Annotated in this window: 17 protein-coding genes; 8 read left to right on the top strand and 9 right to left on the bottom strand. The window is 72.6% G+C overall.

Annotation, left to right across the window (positions count from 1 at the left end):
• Position 1: 1 nt before the first annotated feature.
• Positions 2-973 carry a cytochrome c oxidase subunit II gene (gene coxB, locus ACBR40_RS09940; RefSeq protein ID WP_371248443.1) on the bottom strand — a complete coding sequence of 324 codons (972 nt, stop codon included), beginning with the start codon at positions 971-973 and terminating at the stop codon, positions 2-4.
• A gap of 182 nt (positions 974-1,155) precedes the next feature.
• On the opposite strand from coxB, the gene ACBR40_RS09935 reads away from it, so the two are divergent.
• The 5 genes from ACBR40_RS09935 to ACBR40_RS09915 are packed head-to-tail and all read left to right on the top strand — an operon-like array spanning position 1,156 to position 5,426.
• Positions 1,156-3,156, top strand: a complete 2,001-nt coding sequence (locus tag ACBR40_RS09935; RefSeq protein ID WP_371248442.1) for a heme lyase CcmF/NrfE family subunit — start codon at positions 1,156-1,158, stop codon at positions 3,154-3,156.
• Positions 3,153-3,671: a TlpA family protein disulfide reductase gene (locus ACBR40_RS09930; RefSeq protein WP_371248441.1), complete on the top strand. Its 519-nt coding sequence runs from the start codon at positions 3,153-3,155 to the stop codon at positions 3,669-3,671. Before ACBR40_RS09935 ends, ACBR40_RS09930 begins: the two co-directional genes overlap by 4 nt.
• A complete protein-coding gene (locus tag ACBR40_RS09925) occupies positions 3,671-4,642 on the top strand; it encodes a cytochrome c-type biogenesis protein CcmH (RefSeq protein ID WP_371248440.1) in 972 nt (323 codons plus the stop codon). The genes ACBR40_RS09930 and ACBR40_RS09925 overlap by 1 nt, the downstream gene beginning before the upstream one ends.
• On the top strand, positions 4,639-4,980 hold the full coding sequence (locus ACBR40_RS09920) for a hypothetical protein (RefSeq protein WP_371248439.1): 342 nt from the start codon (positions 4,639-4,641) through the stop codon (positions 4,978-4,980). Before ACBR40_RS09925 ends, ACBR40_RS09920 begins: the two co-directional genes overlap by 4 nt.
• Positions 4,977-5,426: a MerR family transcriptional regulator gene (locus ACBR40_RS09915; protein ID WP_371248438.1), complete on the top strand. Its 450-nt coding sequence runs from the start codon at positions 4,977-4,979 to the stop codon at positions 5,424-5,426. Before ACBR40_RS09920 ends, ACBR40_RS09915 begins: the two co-directional genes overlap by 4 nt.
• 33 nt (positions 5,427-5,459) lie before the next feature.
• Here ACBR40_RS09915 and ACBR40_RS09910 read toward each other — a convergent pair whose 3' ends face one another.
• From ACBR40_RS09910 to ACBR40_RS09900, 3 genes are all read right to left on the bottom strand, one after another.
• Complete coding sequence (locus tag ACBR40_RS09910) at positions 5,460-10,928, bottom strand: biotin carboxylase N-terminal domain-containing protein (RefSeq protein WP_371248437.1); 5,469 nt, start codon at positions 10,926-10,928, stop codon at positions 5,460-5,462.
• Between the two features lie 171 nt (positions 10,929-11,099).
• A complete protein-coding gene (locus tag ACBR40_RS09905; protein ID WP_371248436.1) occupies positions 11,100-11,861 on the bottom strand; it encodes a group II truncated hemoglobin in 762 nt (253 codons plus the stop codon).
• Positions 11,862-11,926: 65 nt separating this feature from the next.
• Complete coding sequence (locus ACBR40_RS09900; protein WP_371248435.1) at positions 11,927-12,802, bottom strand: VOC family protein; 876 nt, start codon at positions 12,800-12,802, stop codon at positions 11,927-11,929.
• 126 nt (positions 12,803-12,928) lie between these two features.
• On the opposite strand from ACBR40_RS09900, the gene ACBR40_RS09895 reads away from it, so the two are divergent.
• Together ACBR40_RS09895 and ACBR40_RS09890 are read left to right on the top strand one after the other, a co-directional pair.
• Positions 12,929-13,549 (top strand): TetR/AcrR family transcriptional regulator, encoded by a 621-nt coding sequence (locus ACBR40_RS09895; protein WP_371248434.1) that lies wholly within the window; start codon positions 12,929-12,931, stop codon positions 13,547-13,549.
• Positions 13,546-14,055 carry a helix-turn-helix domain-containing protein gene (locus ACBR40_RS09890; protein WP_364460051.1) on the top strand — a complete coding sequence of 170 codons (510 nt, stop codon included), beginning with the start codon at positions 13,546-13,548 and terminating at the stop codon, positions 14,053-14,055. Before ACBR40_RS09895 ends, ACBR40_RS09890 begins: the two co-directional genes overlap by 4 nt.
• Before the next feature lie 13 nt (positions 14,056-14,068).
• Here the strand turns inward: ACBR40_RS09890 and ACBR40_RS09885 are convergent, their stop codons facing one another.
• The 3 genes from ACBR40_RS09885 to ACBR40_RS09875 all read right to left on the bottom strand — a co-directional run bounded on the left by ACBR40_RS09885 (position 14,069) and on the right by ACBR40_RS09875 (position 18,586).
• Complete coding sequence (locus ACBR40_RS09885) at positions 14,069-15,526, bottom strand: non-reducing end alpha-L-arabinofuranosidase family hydrolase (RefSeq protein ID WP_371248433.1); 1,458 nt, start codon at positions 15,524-15,526, stop codon at positions 14,069-14,071.
• Positions 15,527-15,738: 212 nt separating this feature from the next.
• Positions 15,739-17,220 (bottom strand): endo-1,4-beta-xylanase, encoded by a 1,482-nt coding sequence (locus ACBR40_RS09880; RefSeq protein WP_344206941.1) that lies wholly within the window; start codon positions 17,218-17,220, stop codon positions 15,739-15,741.
• 484 nt (positions 17,221-17,704) lie between these two features.
• Complete coding sequence (locus tag ACBR40_RS09875; RefSeq protein ID WP_371248432.1) at positions 17,705-18,586, bottom strand: hypothetical protein; 882 nt, start codon at positions 18,584-18,586, stop codon at positions 17,705-17,707.
• Positions 18,587-18,695: 109 nt separating this feature from the next.
• On the opposite strand from ACBR40_RS09875, the gene ACBR40_RS09870 reads away from it, so the two are divergent.
• The gene (locus tag ACBR40_RS09870; protein WP_371248679.1) at positions 18,696-19,340 is read left to right on the top strand and encodes a hypothetical protein; all 645 of its coding nucleotides are present in this window, start codon (positions 18,696-18,698) and stop codon (positions 19,338-19,340) included.
• 94 nt (positions 19,341-19,434) lie between these two features.
• On the opposite strand, the gene ACBR40_RS09865 is transcribed toward ACBR40_RS09870, so the two are convergent.
• Positions 19,435-19,722: a hypothetical protein gene (locus tag ACBR40_RS09865; RefSeq protein WP_371248431.1), complete on the bottom strand. Its 288-nt coding sequence runs from the start codon at positions 19,720-19,722 to the stop codon at positions 19,435-19,437.
• The coding region (locus ACBR40_RS09860) for a WD40 repeat domain-containing protein (protein ID WP_371248430.1) at positions 19,719-20,473 on the bottom strand (755 nt) is incomplete at its 5' end. The genes ACBR40_RS09860 and ACBR40_RS09865, both read right to left, overlap by 4 nt.

The following is a 20,473-nucleotide window of genomic DNA, read 5'->3' as shown; positions in this document are numbered from 1 at the left end:
GCTACTCCAGACTGTCCAGGTAGGCGGTGACGGCGCGCAGCTGCTCCGGCGCGAGCGGCTGCGGCGGCATGCGGTTGCCCGGCTTGTACGCCTGCGCGTTCGCGATCCAGGCGGCCAGGTTGGCCGGCGTGTTGTGCAGGGTGCCCGCGCCGAGGAAGCGGCGCCCGCCGACGTGCGTCAGGTCCGGCCCCTGCCTGCCCGCCGCGGACGTCCCGGCGACGGTGTGGCAGGAGGCGCAGGACGCGGCCTCGAACACCTGCCGCCCCTCGCCCGCCGCGGTCGCCGGCCGCGCCTGCCTGGCCAGCCACGCGTTGAAGGCGGCGTCCGGCTCGGCCACGATGTGCAGGGCCATCCGGCCGTGCTGGGTGCCGCAGTACTCGGCGCACTGCCCACGGAACAGGCCGGGCCGGTTCGCGGTGAACCACATGTCGTTGACCCGCCCGGCCACCAGGTCGGTCTTCACCGTGAGCTGCGGCACCCAGAAGCTGTGGTTGACGTCGGCGGTGCGGAGCCGTACGTGGACGGTGCGCCCGACCGGCACATGGATCTCGTTGGCCGTGGTGAAGTGCGAGGCGGGGTAGCGGACCTCCCACCACCACTGGTGGCCGGTCACCTCGACGGTCAGCGCCTTCGGGTCGCGCGGGTCCTCGAACGCCCGCATGCCGTCCAGGCCGGTCAGGTACGTGAAGGTGAGGATGACGGCCGGGACGGCGAGCCCCCACACCACGACGAACCGGCGTCCCGTCGCGGTGCGCGCGCTCGCGTCGCGGCGTCGCACGACCGCCCACAGCACCAGGACCGTGACCACGACGCACACCACCACGGCGATGCCGAACAGCAGCCACCACAGATCGGCCACCCGCGCCGCGCCGGGACCGCCCGGCGACAACGCCGACGGGGCGCCGGCGGAGCAGGACGCGGCGAGGAGCGGCACGCAGGCCGCGGCCACGCGCCCGATCTTCGTTGCCGCCACGCTCGGAGCCTCCCGTCCCCCCTGTCCGCGCAGGCTAACCCGGTGCCTCGACGCGGCCCGCTCGCCACGCCAGCGACCTGGGGAAACTTGTCCATCGCCGCGGTCGGGGCGATGCTGGCCCTGCCTCCCTCCGATCCGTACTCCGGGAGGAAGCCCGTGTCCGACCGACGGGCCGCGCGGCCGTGATCGACGTCCTGGGTTCCGCCGCGCTGTGGTCCGGGCTGGCCGCGTCGCTGGCCGCCGCGCTCACCTGGCCGCGCGCCCGGAGCCGTGCCCGTAGCCGCGCCCTGGCGGTCGGCGGCACGGCGGCGGCGCTCGTCGCCGCGATCCTCGCCTTCCTGCTGCTGGAGACCGCGCTCGTCACGCACGACTTCAGCGTGGGGTTCGTGGCCCGGCACGGCGGGCGCGAGGTGCCGCTCTTCTTCACGGTCACCAGCCTGTGGTCGGCGCTGGAAGGGTCGCTGGTGCTGTGGCTGCTGATCCTCGCCGGCGTCGCCGCCGTCGCCGCGCGGGCCCGCGACCCGCTCCAGCCGGTGGCGATGACCGTCGTCATGCTCGTCTGCGCCGCGTTCTTCGCGCTCACCGCGCTCGCCGCCGACCCCTTCGTCCCGGCCGACCCCGTCCCGGCCAACGGGCCGGGCCCCGACCCGCTGCTGCGCGGCCACCCGCTGATGGGGGTGCACCCGCCGCTGCTCTACCTGGGGTTCGCCGCCCTGGTGGCGCCCTTCGGGTACGGCGTCGCCTGCCTCGTCACCGGTGGCACGGCTGCCGCGCGCATCAGGGCCTGGACGCTGGCCGCGTGGGTCCCGCTGACCGCCGGGATCGTGCTCGGCGCGTGGTGGTCGTACGGGGTGCTCGGGTGGGGCGGCTACTGGGAGTGGGACCCCGTCGAGAACGCGTCCCTGATGCCCTGGCTGCTCGCCACGGCGCTGCTGCACGCCGTCCGTACGCGGGCGCTCGTCACCTGGACGACGCCGCTGGCCGTGGGGGCGTTCCTGCTGGTGCTGCTCGGCACGTTCCTGACCAGGAGCGGGGCGGTGGCGAGCGTGCACTCCTTCACCCGCTCGGAGGCCGGACCGGCGCTGCTCGGGCTGCTGACGGTCGCGCTGGTCGGCGCGGGCGGGCTGCTCGCCCGGCGCTCCGCGCGGCGGCCGCGGCCGGCGGGCCGGCCGGACCCGGCGCTCCTGCTCGGCTGCGCGCTCCTGACCGTGCTGGCCGGCACCGTGCTGCTCGGCACCCTGTTCCCCGCCGTCGCCGGGCTTCTCCACGGCGAGCAGGTGTCGGTCGGGCCGCCGTACTACGACCGCACCGTGGTGCCGGGCCTGCTGGCGCTGGTCGTCCTCATGGGAGCGGGCGTACGCCGCGCGGGCCGCGGCCTGGCCGTGCCCGTCGCCGTGGGGGCCGCCACCGTCGCCTGCCTCGGGTTCACCGACCGCCATCCCGTCATGGCCCTGGTCACGTTCGGGGCGGCGGCGTTCGCGCTGGCGGCGCTCGCGGGACGCCTGCCCGGCCCCTCGGCTCGCCAACGGCTCGACCGGAGGCGCGCGGGCGCGCTGCTCGCGCACGCCGGGGTCGCCCTGGCCGCCGTCGCCATCGCCGCCTCCACCGCGTACGCCGAGGAGAACCAGGGCCGGATCCAGCAGGGCGGCTCCCTGCCGGCCGGCGGCTACAGCGTGCGGCTCGACGGCGTCGAACGGGCGCGGACCGGTGACGCCATGACGGCGACCGCCCGCGTCACCGTCACCCGGGAGGGGCGGTTCGTCGGGGTGCTGCGACCCACGCTCGTCTTCTTCCCCGCCAGGGGCGGCTCGCCGGTCGCCCGACCGGCCGTCCACGGGGGGTTCGCGGGCGATCTGTACGTGTCCGTGACGGAGATCGACCAGGAGGGGGGCGCGGTGATGCTGCGGGTGGCGGTGAACCCCCTCATGGGGATGCTCTGGACAAGCGGCGGCGTGACCGCCCTGGGCGGCCTCCTCGCGCTGCTCCCGGTCGGCCGCAAGCGAACCCGCACCACCGGACGGTCGGGGCCGTCCGAGCGGGCTTCCAGCCCGGACGAGCCATTCAGTCCGGACGAGCCATTCAGTCCGGACGAGCCGTCCACTCCCTCAGCGCCCCCAGGGCCCCCAGCGGCCTCAGGGGCGGCCCGGCGGACGGCCCGGCGTGGTGGGGTGTCGTCGGCATGAGGCGGCTGTCGGTTGTCGCGGTCGTCGCTGTCGTGGTGCCGATGTTGGTGGTCGTGCTCGTCCACGCTCTCGGCGACGGCCGGGAAGGGACGTGGGTCGCGCCCGAGCGGCGCAGGCCCGATCTGGCCGGTCGCACGCTCGACGGGCGGCCGTTCACGCTCGCCGATCTGCGCGGCAGCCCGGTCCTCGTCACGGTGTGGGCCTCCTGGTGCGACCCGTGCCGCGAGGAGTTCCCGCTGCTCGTCGCCGCCGCGCGCGACCTGCGCGGCGTCCACGTGCTCGGGGTGGACCTGCGCGACGCGGCCGGCGCGGCGCGCGCGTTCCTGGCGGAGACGGGCGCGACGTCCTTCCCACACCTGTCCGACCCCGACGGGCGGCTCGCACTCGAACTGGGGGCGCGGGGCGTGCCGGAGACGTTCCTCCTCGACCGGGACGGCTTCGTCGTCGACCGCCTGATCGGCACGCTCACCCCCGGCTGGATCGAGGCGCGCGTGCCGCCGCTGCTGGACCCGTGATGGCCAGGCTCGCCGCACTGATCCTGACCGTGCTCGCCGCACTGGCGCTCTGGAACTCCGCGCAGCGGGAGCCCGGTCTGGCCGAGCGTACGCACGGCCTCGCCGCGATGCTGCGCTGCCCGGACTGCGCAGGCGTGTCGGCGGCGGAGTCGTCCTCGGCGATGGCCCTGTCGGTCCGGGCCGAGATCGAGCGCCTGGTGCGCGCCGGCGTCGGCGATGACGACATCCTTCGACATTTCCGGCAGCGTTACGGGGAGTGGATCCTGCTCTCCCCGCCGATGCAGGGGCTGCCGCTGGCCCTCTGGGCGCTCCCCGCGGCGGCCCTGGCGGCGGCCCTCGTGGCGGTGGCGTCGTCGGCCGCCCTGACGATGCCACGACCGGCCGTCCTGGCGCCGCCGGTCGCACGGCGGTGGCGGCGCATGGCGCTTCGCGGCCGGGAACCGTCGGCCGCCGACGCCGGGGCCGTGCCCGGCAGGAGTGGCGCCGCTGTTCCCGTGGTCGCGTTGGCCGCGCTCGGCGTTCTGGCCCTCGTCGCGGGGGCCGTCGTCGTCCGGGTGAGTCACGAACCCGCGCGACCCGTGACGGCGGACCAGCCCGACGACCCGGTGGCCAGGGGACGGTTGCTCGCGTCCGCCGGCGACCACGAGGGCGCGGTAGGCGCCTACCGGGAGGCACTGCGCCGGCGTCCGGACGACCGCGCCGCGCTCTCCCTGCTCGGCCTGCAGCTCATCGAGACGGGCCGGGCCGCCGAGGCGGTGTCCCTGCTTCAGCGCATGGCCGGCGGCCGGTCACGGGACGCCGACCTGCTGCTCGTCCTCGGCACCGCGCAACTGGCCATCGAGCCCGAGCGAGGCCGCCGCACGCTCGCCCGCTTCCTGGCCGTCGCCCCCGCCGGGCACCCGGCGGTGCCACGGATCCGCGACCTCCTCTTGCATCCGGTACCCAGGTACAGGCTTAACGTCGGGAGATGAAGAAAAACCTCGCCCCTGATGAGGTGTGGGCTCCCGACGCGTGCACGCTGCCCACGGTCGAGCGGCCCCTGCGGGTGGCCGAGTTCGACGCGCTGTTCGCGGGGACCGTCCGGACCGTGCGCCGTCCCGCGCGGGAGCGGCTGCTGCTGGAGCTCGCCTTCAGCCCGGACAACGCCGCGATGGCAGCCGAGCTGGCGGCGCGGGAGAGCGGCTGCTGCTCCTTCTTCACCTTCGTCCTCACCATCGCGGGCGGCGGTCTCGGGTTGGAGGTGGTGGTGCCGCCGGAGCACGTCGAGGTGCTGGACGCGCTGGCCGGGCGCGCGGGGAGACCGGCGTGAGGCAGGACGGCCCGTACCTGCGCAGCGGGCAGGTCGCCGAGCGGGCCGGGGTCAACCCGCAGACCCTGCGTTACTACGAACGCCGGGGGCTGATCGCCGAACCGGCCCGCAGCCCCGGCGGGCACCGCGCCTACCCACCGGACACAGTCACCCTGCTGACCGTGATCAAGGCGGCCCAGCGGCTCGGCTTCACCCTGGACGAGGTGGCCGAGCTGCTCGACACGGGCCGGCGCGGCCATCCCACCCCTGACCTGCGGACCCGCGCCCAGGCCAAGATCGCCGAAGTGGACGCGAAGATCGCCGACCTGACCACGATCAGGATGGCGCTGGGCCAGGTGGTCAGCGCCGGCTGCGACAGCCTGACGCACTGCACCTGCCCCGACTGCCCGCTGCCCTTCGCCGACCTGGCCCCGGGGCATGTCCCCGAGGAGAGCCGGCCGACGTGAGGACCGGCCGCCGCGCGGCGGCCGGTCGCCGGGTCAGAAGCGGGGGGCCAGCCCGCGCTCGATGGCCTCGATGATCCGGGGACGCAGCTCCGCGACGCTGACGATCGCGTCCACCGAGCCGACCTCCACGGCCCGCTGGATGCTGTGCACCCGGTCGAACTCCGCGGCGATCTCGCCCAGCTTCTCCGCCCGCACGGCCGCCTGCACCTCCACGAGCTGCGCGTTCAGCGCCGCCCGCTCGGCCCCGGTGAGCCCCGAGAGGCGTCCCTGCAGCTCGGTGACCCGCGCGTCGGTCGCCGTGCGGTGGTTCACCTCGCTGGAGAACACCACGGCGGCGGCCGGCGCCCCGCCCAGCACCGAGGCGAACGAGCCCTCCAGCGCGAGCACGGTCATGTTCGGGTTGAGCGCCTTGGAGAACACCACGAACGCCCCGCCGTGGTAGCGCGAGATCACGCAGAACACGATCGGGCCCTTGAAGTTGACGATCGCCCGGCCGATCTCCGCGCCGTACTCGAGCTGGAGCTTGCGCATCGACTCCGGCGAGCCGTCGAAGCCGGACAGGTTGGCCAGCACCACCAGCGGCCGGTTGCCCGACGCCGCGTTGATCGCCCGCGCGGTCTTCTTCGACGAGCGCGGGAAGAGCGTGCCCGCGGTGTAGGTGTCGGGGCCGTCGGTGGGAGGGAAGCCCCGCCGCGGCACCGCGCGGGACTCGATGCCGATCAGGCAGACCGGATGGCCGCCGATGTGCGCGTCCTGGACCGCGGCCGTCTCGGCGTCGGCCATGCCCGCCCAGCGCTCCAGCACCGGGTAATCCTGGTCGGCCAGCGCGCGCATCACCGTGCGGATGTCGAACGGCTTCTTGCGGTCCGGGTTGTGCTCGGCCGAGAAGATCTCGCCCACCGTGGTGAAGTCGCTGCCCGCGACCGTGTGCGGGAAGGGCGAGATGTCCCGGTCGGCGGGGTCGGTGGTGACGGCCCGCCGGGGCCCGGTCTCGCCGGGCGCGACGTAGGTGTGGTCGTAGTGCGCCATCAGCACGTCGTGGGCGGCCCGCAGGTTGGGGGCCCAGTACTGCGCCTGGCCGTTCGGGCCCATGACGCGGTCGTAGCCGCCGATGCCGAAGTTGTCCTCGGCCGACACCCCGCCGGAGAAGTCCAGCGACTGCTTGCCGGTGAGCACCATCGCCGAGTCCGGGGTCATCACCAGGACGCCCTTGGTGTGCATGAGCATCGTCGCCTCGGCGTTCCAGTAGGGCTGGGCGCCGACGTTGATCCCGGCGACCACGACGTTGATCTCGCCGCCCGCCTGCGTGAACGTGACGATCCGCTTGAGCGCCGCCGCGACCCAGTCCATGTTCTCGGTGCCCGAGGTCATCGAGATCCGCGCGCCCGCCGACAGCGCGTACCACTCCAGCGGTACGCGCATCCGCTCGGCGAGGTCGAGCGCGGCGATCACCCGCGAGCACTCCGGCTCCGACAGCGCGCCCAGCGCCTTGGTCGGGTCGCCGAGCAGGACCACGCGGGTGACGCCCTCCGGGTGCCGCTCGGTCGGCGTCGAGACGACGCCCGCCACGATCGCCGCGCTGTTGCGGCCCTTCGGCCGGTCCACCGGCACGAGCGCGCCGTGCTCGTCGAGGTCGTGCTCGACGAAGCGGCCGAGCATGGCGCTCAGCTCGTACGGATAGACGCTGCCGCGCCGGGCGGCCCGCAGCACCTTCTGGCGGTAGTCGTCGAGCGGCCGCACCGGCTCCGTCGAGGGCTTCTCGACGTACAGGGTCGCGCCGTGGCCCGCGTCGAGCGTGATGCGCACGGCGACCTCGCTCAGCTCGCCCGCGGCGTTGCGCTGGCGGGCCACGAACAGGACCTCCTCCAGCCCCGCGCCCACCGTGGTCGGCAGGATGCGCTGGACCAGCGCGTTGAGCTCGTCGTGCGAGATCTCGGTGGCCGGCCAGACGTACATCATGATGCGGTTGGTGTCGAGGCGCTTGTTCTGCGGGCGCTGCGCCTGGAAGTTGCGGATCGCGTCGAGGCCCGCGGTGAGCGCGTCCTCCACGGCCGGCAACGCGACCAGCCTGCCGTCGGCCTCGCGCAGCGGCGTCAGGTCACGGACCTGGCCCATCGCGAGCAGCCGCTCGTCGGCGGGGTTGCTCTTCGCGACCGCCTTGAACAGGTAGATCTCCTCGTCGACCGACGGCAGCCGGGTGAGGTCGAACTCGCGCCACCGTTCGAGCTGGAGGCGCTGCGCGATCTGCGGGTGGATGCCGCGGATCAGCCGGTCCTCGGCGAAGCCCTGCCCGTCGGGCCGGAAGGTGAAGCCGTGGTGCATCACGGCGCCGCCGGTGCCGGCCACGATGACGGTGATCCGCTGGACGCCCTCGGGCCGGGCGTGCCCGGCGACGATCCCGTCCAGCCGTACGGCCATCGCGTCGTCGTCGGGCTGGTCCTCCCAGGTGACGTAGACGTCGACGGCCACCTCGGGCCCGTCGGCCTCGGCGGTGAGCGTGGCGGCGGCCGCGAGGGCGTCCGGCAGGGCGGTGATGTCGGCGGCGGTGGCGACCACGCGGGTCGCGCCGTCCGAGCCCGCCCGCGTCGCCGTGACGAACCGGCAGCCGCCGATGTCCCGCGCGACGACCTCCGACAGCCCGCGGTTGCCGTAGTAGCGCCGGGTCAGGACCTCCAGCAGCGGCGCGTGGTCGCGTCCCGGCCGGCCGATCCGCTGGCCGAGCAGCCGGACCAGCGGCTCGGCGCTGGCCACCATGGCCTGGATCCGCTCGGCGCGGTCGGGCGCGTCCGGGTCGCGGTCGAGGTGGCGCAGGTGGCCGCGGACCGCCGCGTACACCTCGGCGCGGCTGCGCCGCAGCAGCGGCTGGGCGAACCAGCGGAACACCACGCCGCGGGCCAGGTCGGTCAGCGTGGGGAAGCGCACCTGCGTGGCCTCGACCAGGTGCTCAAGGGTGAGCCCCGCGGGCTCGCTCAGCGACTCCAGCGGCGGCGGGCCGGCCAGCCACCGGCGCAGCAGCTCCGACACGATCGCGACGCCCGTGCTCATCCGCTGCTGCGCCAGGAAGATCCGGAACACCGCGGACTCCAGCTCCGGCGTCCGGTCGAGACTCGTGACGCCGTAGTGGGCGAGGACCTTGGCGAGCTTGGCCTGGAAGCCCTCGGTGACGCCGGCGCGCTCGACGTCGAGGCTCTGCAGGTAGCTGTGGAAGAACTCGCGCGGGCTGTGCACCGCGCTGTAGGACTCGGCGCCGAGGTCGCCGCTCGGCTTGTTGCGGCTCAGCTCGCACAGGTCGGCGAAGACGGTGAGCAGGTCGAGCTCGCCTTCGAGCACCTGGTCGCCGAGCTCGCCGCGGGCGGCCACGTAGTCCGCCAGCACCCGCTGGTGGCCCTGCGGATCGGCGTCGAAGCCCAGCAGCAGCCCGCGCAGGTGCCGCAGGCCGCGCCCGGCCCGCTCGGCCGCGGGCACGTTCGCGGGCTCGGCCGGCAGGTCGATCTCGGCGACGCCGGCCTCCTCCTGCGGGCTGTCGTCGGTGAGCGGCTCCAGGCGCATCAGGGCGGCCCCGGTCTCGACCTGGGTCCCCACCGGCACCGGGCACTCCCGCACCCGGGCGCGGAACGGCGCGCGCAGCACCGTCTCCATCTTCATGCTCTCCAGCACGAGGATGGGCGCGCCCGCCTCGACCTCGTCGCCCACGGCGACCGGCGCCGCCACGACGAGCGCGGGGGCGGGGGAGCGGACCACGCCGCCCTCGTCGCGGCTGATCCGGTGCGTGACGCCGTCGACCTCGACCAGGTGGGTCGGGCCGTGGGCGGCCGACACCAGGCGGAAGCGGCGGCCGTTGACCACGATCTGGCCGCTGTGCGCGTCGAACCGGTCGACCTCGACGTCCGCGTGGTGCACGTCGCCGCCGCCCGAGACGCCCACCCGGAACCGCTCGGGCCCGACCCTGGCCACGCTCACGCGGTAGCCGACGCCGCGCAGCTTGAGGTCCAGCGGACGGCCCGGGTCGTGCCGCACCTGGGGACGGCCGCCGTAGGCGGTGGACAGGAGCCGGCGGAGGCTGAGCTCCTCCTCGTCGCGGTAGGCCCGGATGGCGGCGGCCACGAGGGCGACGGCGGAGTGCCGGTGGCTGACCAGACGGCCCTCGGCGCGTACGCGGTCGATCCAGCCGGTGTCGGCCCGGGCGGTGATGACCTCGGGCTGGTCGAGCAGGTCGAGGATGAAGCTCTTGTTGGTGGCGCCGCCCTCGATGATCACGGTGATGTCGGTCATCGCCCGGCGCAGCCGGCCCAGCGCCTGCTCGCGGTCGCGGCCATACGCGATGATCTTCGCGATCATCGAGTCGAACGCGGCCGGGATGACGTCGCCCTCCCTGACGCCGGTGTCCACGCGGATGCCGGGCCCGGCGGGCAGCACCAGGCGCGCGACGCGGCCGGGGGACGGCGCGAAGTCGCGGTCGGGGTCCTCGGCGTTGAGCCTGGCCTCGACGGCGTGGCCGGTCTCGACCGGGGGAGGCCCTTCCAGCCTGCCGCCCGCGGCCACGTGGAGCTGCAGCCGGACCAGGTCGGTGCCGGTGGTGACCTCGGTGATGGGGTGCTCGACCTGCAGCCGGGTGTTGACCTCCAGGAAGGCGAACAGCTCCTCGCCGGGGTGGTAGAGGAACTCCACGGTGCAGGCGCCGCGGTAGCCGACCGCCTTGGCCAGCCGCTCGGCCGACGCCTTGAGCTCGGCGGCCTGCTCCTCGCTCAGGACCGGGGAGGCCGACTCCTCGATGACCTTCTGGTTGCGCCGCTGGACCGAGCAGTCGCGTACGCCGAGCGCCCACGCGGTGCCCTGGCCGTCGGCGACCACCTGGACCTCGACGTGCCGGGCCCCGGTGACCAGCCGCTCCAGGAACACCACGCCGGAGCCGAACGCGCGCAGCGCCTCCTGGCGGGTGCGCTCGTAGGCGTCGGCCAGCTCCTCCTCGGAGGTGATCACGCGGATGCCGCGCCCGCCGCCGCCGGCGCTCGCCTTGAGCATCAGCGGGTAGCCGATCTCCTGGCCGGCGCGCAGCGCCTGCTCCAGGGTGGCCACCTCGCCGCGGCTCCACGGCGCGACCGGGACGCCGGCCTCCTCGGCGAGCAGCTTCGCGCCGATCTTGTCGCCGAGCCGGCGCATGGCCTCGGCGCTCGGCCCGATGAAGGTCACCCCGATCTTCTCGCACAGCTCGGCGAAGGCCGGGTCCTCGGCGACGAAGCCCCAGCCGACCCAGGCCGCGTCGGCCCCGGTCTCGACGAGCGCCCGCTCCAGGACGGCGTGGTCGAGGTACGGCCGGGCCGAGGCGGGCCCGAGCAGATGGGCGAGATCGGCCTCCCTGACGAAGGTGGCGTCACGGTCGGCGTCGGTGTAGAGGGCGACCGTCTCGATCCGCACCCCGGTCTCCGCCGAGAGGTCCCTGACCGCGTGGATGAGCCGCATCGCGGCCTCTCCGCGGTTGACGATGGCGACACGTTTGAACACCGACTGATTCTCCCCGCTGTCACGTGCGCGAGGCGACGTTCATCGCATCGCGTCGCCTCCACCCGTTCCACGGTGCTCGAACATCATCATTCGCGGCGCCATATGGAGGCCGCCACATTGTAAAAGATCCGCCTCGCGACGGGACCTGCGCGCTGTCGTTACCGGCGGGTATCAGCCCTGGTACGGCGGCGCGACGCCCCACCCCCAGTGCGGCACCGGGGCCTGCTCGACGGGGGTCGCGCCGGGCTGGGAGTTGGCCAGGGCGAGCCTGGTGCCCCATTCGACGTAGCCCATGAACGCGGCGCGGAACTCCGGGTCGTCCGGCAGGCCGACCTCGTCGGCGGCGTCGGCCAGCAGGTTGACCCAGCGGCGGCGCTGCCGCTCGCTGATCGCCCTGTCGCGGTGCATGCCGAGCATGTGCGGGTAGCCCCCGCGCTCGCCCGTGTAGCGCGCGGGGCCGCCGAACACCTCCGCCAGCCACATGGCGACGAAGCGGGGATGGTCGGGGTCCATGTGGGCGAACAGCGGGCCGACGACGTCGTCGGCCTTGACCAGCTCGTAGAAGCGCTCGGTGAGCCGTTCGAGCGCCTCGGTGCCGCCGGCCCACTCGTACAGGGAGGGGACGGAGCCGCCGGGGCCGCGCACCGGGGTCTGCTCGTAGTGGCGCATCTCCTCGATCCGCTCCACGTAAGGGCGGATCTCCTTGAAGAAGGCGGGGAAGTGCTCGCCCGCCCTGAAGCCCTTCATGTGGTCCTCGGGCGAGGTCCAGGTGATGCGCAGGATGTAGCAGGCGGGCTCGTCCACGCAGCGGCTGAGCTCGTAGTCCACGCACTGCGGCGCTTCGGCGAGCGACCGGGCCGCCCTGCCGTAGGCGGCCTCGAACTCGGCCGAAGCGCCGGCGGGTAAGCGATAACGGATGTACTCCACGATCACGATGACTCCTCCCCAGGGGTTGTAATGATGTAATCACAACAGCTGCCCGGCGGCGAGCTCAGCTCTCAGCTCTGGACGAACGCGAGCGGCACGCCACAGGCGTCGCCGGCGGAGACGTAGAAGCCGTCGGGGGTGGTCCGGGTGGGGATGTCGTTGCCCTCGATCAGCTCGCGCGCGGCCGTCAGGTCGCGGACGGCGACGGTGTGCGCGGCCAGCAGGGGAACGGCGGGCAGGACGTGTCCGGGCAGGAAGTGATCGAGCGCGGACCGGGGCAGGATCTCCACCCGGCCGTGCCGCAGCGGCAGCACGCGCTTGGGGCCGTCGATCCACACGTCGGCGTCAAGGATGCGGGCGTAGCGCTCCTCGTGCTCGTCCACCTCGTCGTCGGGCACGACCATCAGCACGCCGTGCAGGCCGGTCGCGCCGTTGGGGTGGTCGAGGTAGCGGGGCTGGTGCACGTACTGAGGGGTGAAGTGCTGGGTGGCCTGCAACGCGCACCCGGGGGTGTGCGCGGCGTCGACGCGGACGCTGTCGGCCCGTACGGTCCGCGGCCCCTCGGGCGTGCCGACCTCGCGCTCCAGTCCGCGGACGCCGGTGGAGGCCAGGCCGGCGGCGTGCAGCCGTGCCGCGGTGGCCCGCACGTCGCGGGAGCCGAGCGTCATGAGCAGGCCGCGGTAGGTCCGGCGGAGCTCGTGCACGCCCCAGGGGTCGGGCGCGGTGGCGTCGACGATGCCGAGGAGCTCGATGAACGACTCCCCGAAGTAGGCGCAGCGGTTGGCCGTGCAGGTGGGCATCAGGGGACCGCCGGGCCGTTCGGCGAGCTGGTGGGGCGAGACGGGGCTGAGGGTGAAGCCGAGGTCCTGGTAGCGGGCGGACGTCGCGGCGAGGTCCGTCGTGATGAGCACCGTGTGGTCGATGTGGTCGATGTCGGAGGGGGTCATGGGTGTGGTCCTTGGTGGTCAGACGGGGCGGATCCGTCTCCAATCTTGTCAGCGGCAAGATTGGAGGACGTTCGCCATCTTGTCAATGTCAAGATAAGGTGAGGTCGTCACGCGACAGCACCGGAGGTGAGAGGGATCGGCCAGCAGGGCTACCACCACGGCAACCTGAGGCGTGCCGTCATCGACGCCGCCCTTCAGGCCATCAGCGAGTCCGGCCCGGCCGGATGGAGCCTGCGCGAGCTCGCGCGCCGCGCCGGCGTCTCGCACGCCGCCCCCGCCCACCACTTCGGCGACAAGCAGGGGCTGCTGACCGCCGTGGCCGCCGAGGGGTTCGCGATGTTCGCCGACGCCCTCGAACGGGCCGCCGGCGACGTGTGGGAGATCGGCGTCGCCTACGTCCGCTTCGCCATCGGCCACCGGCCCTACTTCGAGGTGATGTTCCGGCCCGAGCTCTATCGCGGCGACGACCCCGGCGTGCGGTCCGGGCACGAGCGTGCCGCCGGCGTGCTCATCGCCGGCGCCGCGACGCTGTCGCCGGGCCCGGCGGACGATCACCTGACCGCGGTCGCCGTCTGGTCGCTGGTCCACGGCTTCACCAGCCTGTGGCTGAGCGGCGTGCTGCCGGAGAGCGCCGACGGCGATCCGGAGGCGCTCGCCCGCTCGATGATCCGGGTCGTCTTCGGCGCGACGCGCTGGGACCCCCGGCCTTCCCCAAGGGTTGTTGGAGAACCTATGATCCGACGGTGACCTCGGAGAACGAGCTCGTGCCGCTGCGCGCCCTGGCCAACCCGCTGCGCATGCGCATCGTGTCGCTGCTCACCGGCGCGTCGATGTCGGCCACCGAGGTCGCCGACGAGCTCGGGATCGCGCACGGCTCGGCCAGCTACCACCTGCGCCGGCTCGCCGAGGCGGGCTTCCTCCAGCAGGTGGACGAACGGCCGCCGGCGGGCAAGGGCCGGCCGCGGGTGCTCTACCGCTACGACCCGTCCAGCGCCGAGCGCATCGACAGGTCCGACGGCCGGCAGCTCCTCCACCAGGCGATGAGCGCCGACCTGGCCAGACGCCTGACCGAGACCGAGCGCCAGCGCATGTCCATGGACGCCGAGGTGTGGCTGCCCAGGCCCGTGTGGGAGGAGATCGTCGGGCTGATCGGCCAGGCCGTCGCGCTCCTGCACGACAAGGCAGGAGCGCCGCGCGACGGTGTCAAGGTCAGCATGACGGCGCTCCTGCTCGAACTGCGTGACGAACGATGAGGCGTGACCGAGGTCAGCGCTGCAGGGTCAGCAGGCCCGGCCGGTAGGGCAGGAGGCCGTAGTCGCCGCCCGAGCTGGGGCTGCGTCCCTGGTAGAGCAGTTGCAGGTTGCAGGGGTCGACGGTGAAGGTCTGGTCCGCGCTGGTGCGGATCAGCTCACCGTGGCTGATGTCGTTGGTCCAGGTGGCGCCGCTGTTGGCCTTGCCGGCGAACGGGTTGCTCTCGGTGGCGGCCTGCGGGGTCCAGGTGCCGTTCAGGCTGGTGGCGGTGAAGGAACGGAAGTAGCGGCCCTGCGCGCCGATCGCCTCGACGAGCATGAGGTACTTGTTCTGGCCCTGGAGCTTGTAGACCTGGACGGCCTCGAACAGGTTGTTGGTCGAGTCGCTCATGATGACGGTCGAGGTGGTGCCGAAGCTGCCGGGGAAGTTCCCGATAGGCATGCTCGCCCGGTAGATCTTGCCGTTGTCGCCGGCGAAGAACAGGTACATGTTCGTGCCGTCACCGATGAGCGTCTGGTCGATGGGGCCGGTGCCGGAGCCGGAGATGCTTCCGGAGAAGAGCACCTGCTGGGGGCCCCAGCCATTGGGGTTGGTGGGGTCGCTGGAGGTCCGGTAGGAGAAGGCGGTGCCGCCCCACTGGTAGGCGAGCACCCAGATGTTCTTCGGGGCGAAGTAGAAGAGCGTGGGGGCGACGGTCGAGTTGGACATGGTGTTCTGGCTCGCCGAGGCCATCTCGGACCAGTTGGTGAAGGGGCTGAAGTTCATCGAGCCCCACCTCGTGCCCGTGTCGTGCGTGGTGGCGTAGACGAGGTGCTTGCCGTTGTAGGGGGCGACGGTGAAGTCCTTGAGCGAGACCCAGCCCGACTTCGGGGTGGCCAGCGGGCCGGTCGAGCTCCACCGGTAGGACGAGGGGAGGTCGCACTGGCCGGGGTTCTGGGTGCCGCCGTCCACCTTGACGAACTGCCACTGCTGGTTGGTGCCGCCCCAGTCGTCGTACTGGACGATGTTGCCGCCGTCGGCGGTGGAGGCGCCCTGCACTTCGAGGGCCTTGTTGCTGTGGCGGGAGATCAGCCTGACGTAGCCGTCGGGGCTGTCGGCCAGGCGCCACTGCTGGTTCGTGCCGTTGGTGTCGGTCCACTGCACGATCGCGCCGCCGTTGGCGGTGGAGAAGTTGTAGACGTCGAGGACCTTGCCGGAGTGGCGGGACTTGACGCGGTAGTAGCCGCCGCCGGAGTCCACGAACTGCCACTGCTGCTGGTTCTGGTTGTTGCGGGTCCACTGCGTGATGCGGCCGCCGTCGGCGGTGGACAGGTTGTAGACGTCCAGGGCCTTGCCGCTGTTGCGGTTCACCAGGACGTACCAGGCGTTGGTGTCGACGGTGGCCGCGTTGGCCGGCTGGGTCTGCAGGGCGACGAACAGGCTGGCCAGTAAGGCGGTCACCGTCGCCAGGATGGACAGGGGTCTGTGCTTCATCGGGGCTCCGTTGTTAGCGCTAACATGATGTGGTGCGGAGGCTTGTCGCGGAGTACATCCGACGGGTGGCCCGGCGTCAACGAGAGGGGTCTCCCGTCGAGCCGGGCCTTGCCGTCACACGGCCTTCCCTCCTGGGGTTTCGCCTCCAGGAGGGTCGTTCATCCAGTTGAAACTTTCACAGTGAGGATGTGTAACTTGCGGCCGTTCCGAGGTTAAGTTGCTGGGGTGTAGGACCACTTCTGGTTGTTGCCGCCCCAGCAGGAGTAGAGCTGCAGCCCCGTGCCGTTGCCGGTGCCGGCGCCGATCGCGTCGAGGCACAGCCCGGACTGGACGCCGGTGATGGTGCCGTCGGAGTTGACGCGCCACTTCTGGTTGTCGCCGCCCCAGCAGGAGTAGATCTGGATCCTGGCGCCGTTGCCTGTGCCCCCGGCGTCCAGGCACTTGTTGCCGTAGACCCTCAGCTCCCCTGCCGAGGTCTGCGTCCACTGCTGGTTGGACTGGCCGTTGCAGTCCCAGAGCTGGACCGCGGTGCCGTCGGCGGTGCCGGCGTTGGGCACGTCCACGCAGCGGCCGGCGGCCGTGCTCCTGATCTGGCCCGCGGTGCCGCCGCCGGGGTCCTGCGTCGGGGTGGTGGTCGGGGTGCTGGTGGCGCCGCCGTTCAGCGCGTTGAGCACCGAGGTGTAGGCGGCCTTCTTGTTGCCGTTGCCGTCGAAGAGCAGCGCGGAGGCGTTGGTGCCGAGCCAGGAGTCGGTGTCACGCACTCCCCAGACCGAGATGCCGGTGCACCGCGGCACCGCCAGGCAGTCGTTGACGACGTTGGCGTACGTGGTGGCCGAGCCGCCCTGGATGTCCAGCTCGGTGATCTGCACGTCCACCCCCAGCGCCGCGAAGCTCTGGATGGTCGTGCGGTAGTTGCTGTTGTAGGGGCTGTTGCTGTTGAAGTGCGACTGCAGGCCGACGCAGTCGATCGGCACGCCGCGCGACTTGAAGTCCCGCACCATGTTGTAGACGCCTTGCGTCTTGGCCCAGGACCAGTTGTCGATGTTGTAGTCGTTGTAACAGAGCTTGGCGGCGGGGTCGGCGGCGCGCGCGGTGCGGAAGGCGACCTCGATCCAGTCGTTCCCGGTGCTCTGCAGGTTGGAGGAGCGCCGGCCGCCGGAGTTGCCGTCGGCGTAGGCCTCGTTGACCACGTCCCAGGCGTAGATCTTGCCCTTGTAGTGGCCCACGACGCCGTTGATGTGGTCGATCATCGCCTGGCGCAGCGAGCTGCCCGACAGCGACTGCATCCAGCCCGGCTGCTGGTTGTGCCAGGCCAGGGTGTGCCCGCGCACCCGCTTGCCGTTCTGCACGGCCCAGTTGTAGACCCGGTCCCCGTTCGTGAAGTTGAACTGCCCCCGGTTGGGCTCGGTGGCGTCGATCTTCATCTCGTTCTCGGCCGTCACCATGTTGAACTCGCGATTGGCGATCGTCGTGTAGGCCGAGTCGCCGAGCTTGCCGGCGGCGATGGCGGTGCCGAAGTAACGGCCGCTCTGGGCGGCCGCCGCGCCGAGCGTGCTCGCCGCGGCGTCGGCGGGGATCGCCGTCGCGAACGCCGCGACCAGGCCGATCGCGCCGAGCGCGCCGGCGATCACCGCCCGGCGGCGCGCGCCGGGCGGGCGGTGTTCGGCAGGTGGGGACATGGCGTTGACGCGCATGACTGAGCCTCCATAGCGAATCGGAGAGAGAACGTGCGGGACGTGCCCACGTGATCGACGCCGCGCCACGGGGGCGTCGTGACGGCGGTCCCCGCCGTGCGCCACCGATGCGGCAGGGAGATCGCCTCGGGGACTCAGTGTGAGGAGGCTCACCGAAACTTGTCAAGAATGTAATGAAACTTTTCGTGGCGTTTCGGCGGGATCTGGCCGGTGTTCTGCGAGTACGCTCGATCAGGAGCTGGCGAAAGTTTCGGCTCTGTTAAGTAGCCAGATGAAAGTTTCATCGTGGCGCCGGCGCCGATCGTTCGCCGAAACGGCAGCTCGGCGCGGTCGGTCGCCGTCTTCTTCGCTCCGTTGCCGGTCGCGGCGTGGTTGACAGGACCTTTCCTGCTCGGATTTGCTCCGTGACGCCGCCACCCCCCACCGGCTGCCGAGGAGGAGCTCGACGAGAAAGCTTCCTGTTAGCGGTAACAGCCTCGGGTTCTCACCTGGGCTCGGGGTCGAGGCAGCTGCCGGTCTCGTGCACCTGGTCCGCCGGCGGAGGCTCGATGGACACGGTGCTTCCCCAGTCGGTGAAGTCGATCTCGGTCACGGCGGTCCTGGGCACGCCCTCCGCCGCCTCCGGGTCGGTCGTGACGAGCCGGACCCGGCGGGGCAGGCCGTCCGGCCCGACCCACAGCCGCCACGAGACCTCCGTCGGGCGGGCCTGCTCGCGCAGCACCGCCGCCATGACCGGGTCGTCATCCGGGGAATGGACGGCGAACTCGGTCTGCAACGCGCTTCCGGCGTGCACGACGGTGTCGACCCCGTCGATGACCTCGCCGGAAGCAGGAGCGGGGGCGGCCAGCTTCCGCAGCACCTGGGGCGACAGGATCGTCCGCAGGTCCAGGTTTCCGACGAGCCGCGCCGCCGCCCCGCAGCCGGCGCCGTCGTGGTGCAGCCAGGTCTTGCCGGCGGGCATGTCCTTCCGCTCGGCTCGCTGCTCGTAGGTGCCGGAGTCGCCGATCGAGATCGCCCTGGTCGTCATGTAGGACAGATCGTCCGGGATCACGCTCTTCAGGTCTTCGGGGATGTTGGTCCGGTAGTAGGTCGTGGTCAGATCGGAGGCGGTCGTACCGAGCCGCAGGACTCCGGTGGTCCGGCTCTCGTTGTACTCGCCGATGTTGACCGGCACGACGCCGTCGTCCTCCCCGAGAGGGGTGGGCATCGCCTCGCCGTAGTCCAGACGGACGATCTTGGTGACCTTCACCCCCGTCGAGTCCTTCGCCTGCCGGGCCACCGCCTCGGCGGGCGACGAGGCCGCCGGCGCGCACCCGCCGGCCAGGGTGATCATGAGCATGGCCGGCGCGATCCTCGGTAAGTGCATCCGTTGATCATAGGGAAACTCCGGCGCGGCCCCGAACCACTGATCGGCTCGTGGCGTCCAACGAGACCACGGCACCGGAAGGGGGACACATGACGGTCGGGGCGTGCACATGGTGATCCGCGAGCGCGCCCCACGTGTCGACGTGGCCTGCCTGCCCGACGACGTCGTGGCGCTCATCGACGCGCTCGAACCCGGCGAGAGCCTGGTCCTCACACGGGACGGCGCGTCGATCGCGACGATCTCCAGCACGATCGACGTCGTGGAGGGCGCCGTCGTGCAGGGCGCCGTCGTGCAGGGCGCCGTCGTCGAGCCGGACGAGGGCGACGAGCAGGGGCCGATCGACTACGAGAGCGTGACGGTCGTGGCCACCGCCATGGAGCTGCCGGCCGCCGCCAGGGTCGCGCTGTCCACCCAGCTCGGGGCGGACTACGTGGTGCTCGACATGCACGCCGCGCCCGCGACGGCCGACGTGCTGCTGGTTCCCGCGGGCAGCCCGCAGCTCATCGCGGGGCTCCGGTCGATGTTCCCGGAGGCCCGGGTGGTCGTTACCGAGATCGAGGACGACGAGCTCGGCGTTCAGTACCACGGGCCGGTACGGCGGCTGCTCGACGCGTACCTGCCTCCGGCGACCCTCAACGTCCTGGCCCGGCAGCTCGACCACACCCTGAGCCAGGGGCGCGAGCTCGCCGGCGGGGCCGCGACGCCTCTGCAGATCGCGCCGGCCGCGACACGGACGGAGGCGGCCGGCGAATGACCTTCCTGGCGGCGTCCGTGAGCAGAAGCTTGGTCGTCGCTTCGTGATCGCGCGCGACGGCCGGTCGTGTCGGCGCGGATGTCGCGGAGCTTCGTCACGGCCCTGTGCGCCCCGTCCGCCCCGCCCCCGGCGTGACGCCGGCCTCGAGGCCGACCAGCGAGTCTCCTGTCTGCTCCCGGGTGAGGAGATCCCACGTGCGCACCGTACGGTCCTCTCCGGCGGTGAGAGCGATCGGCCGGCCGTTCACCTGGGTCACCGCGAGGGCGACGACGCCTCTGTCGTGGCCCGTCAGTGGGTCGCCGAGCTGCTTCCTCGTGGCCAGATCCCACATCCGCACCGTACGGTCCACGCCGCCGGAGACGATGACGGGCCGGCCGTTCACCTGGGTGACCGCGACGGGACCCCGGCGCGTTCGTGGCCGATCAGCGGCCCGCCGAGCTGTTCGCCGGTGGCCAGGTCCCACACGCGCAGCGTGGCGTCCCAGGCGCCCGACACGGCGACCGGGCGGCCGTCCACCTCGCCGAGGGCGACGGACACCACGAGGCTCGTGCTGCCGGTCATGGGCGCGCCGCTCTGTCTCCTCGTGACCGGATCCCATCTGCGCACCGTGCCGTCATGACCGCCGGAGACGATGACCGGCCGGCCGTCCACCTCGCCGAACACGACCGAAGCGATCACCCCGGCATGGCCGGTGAGCGGGTCGCCGATCTGCTTCCGCGTGGAGGGGTCCCACATGCGCAATGTGCCGTCCGCGCTGCCGGAGACGACGACCGGGCGGCCGTCCACCTCGCCGAGCGCGACGGCGACGACACGGCGTTCGTGGCCGGTCATCGGGCGGCCGAGCTGCTGTCCCGTGTGCGGATCCCAGATCCGTACGGCGCAGTCCCGCCCGCCCGTGACAGCGATGGGCCGTCCGGCGAGCCGGCCGAGCGCGACCGTGAGGACGCGTTCGTCACCGGTCGCCGGCTCCCCGAACTCCGACAGCACGATCAGGCTCCCGATCTGCCTTCTCGTCGTCAGGTTCCACACCCGCACGGTGTCGTCCCTGCCGGCCGAGATCGCGATCGGCTGTCCGTCCACCTCGCCGGCCGTGAGCGAGATGACGCCGGCGTCGGGGGGGGGGGGGGGGGGGG

It is taken from the genome of Nonomuraea sp. AD125B (assembly GCF_041402765.1).
Classification (GTDB): Bacteria; Actinomycetota; Actinomycetes; order Streptosporangiales; family Streptosporangiaceae; genus Nonomuraea; species Nonomuraea bangladeshensis.
Note: the sequence above shows the minus strand (reverse complement) of the source record. Positions and strands in the feature narration are given on the sequence as shown.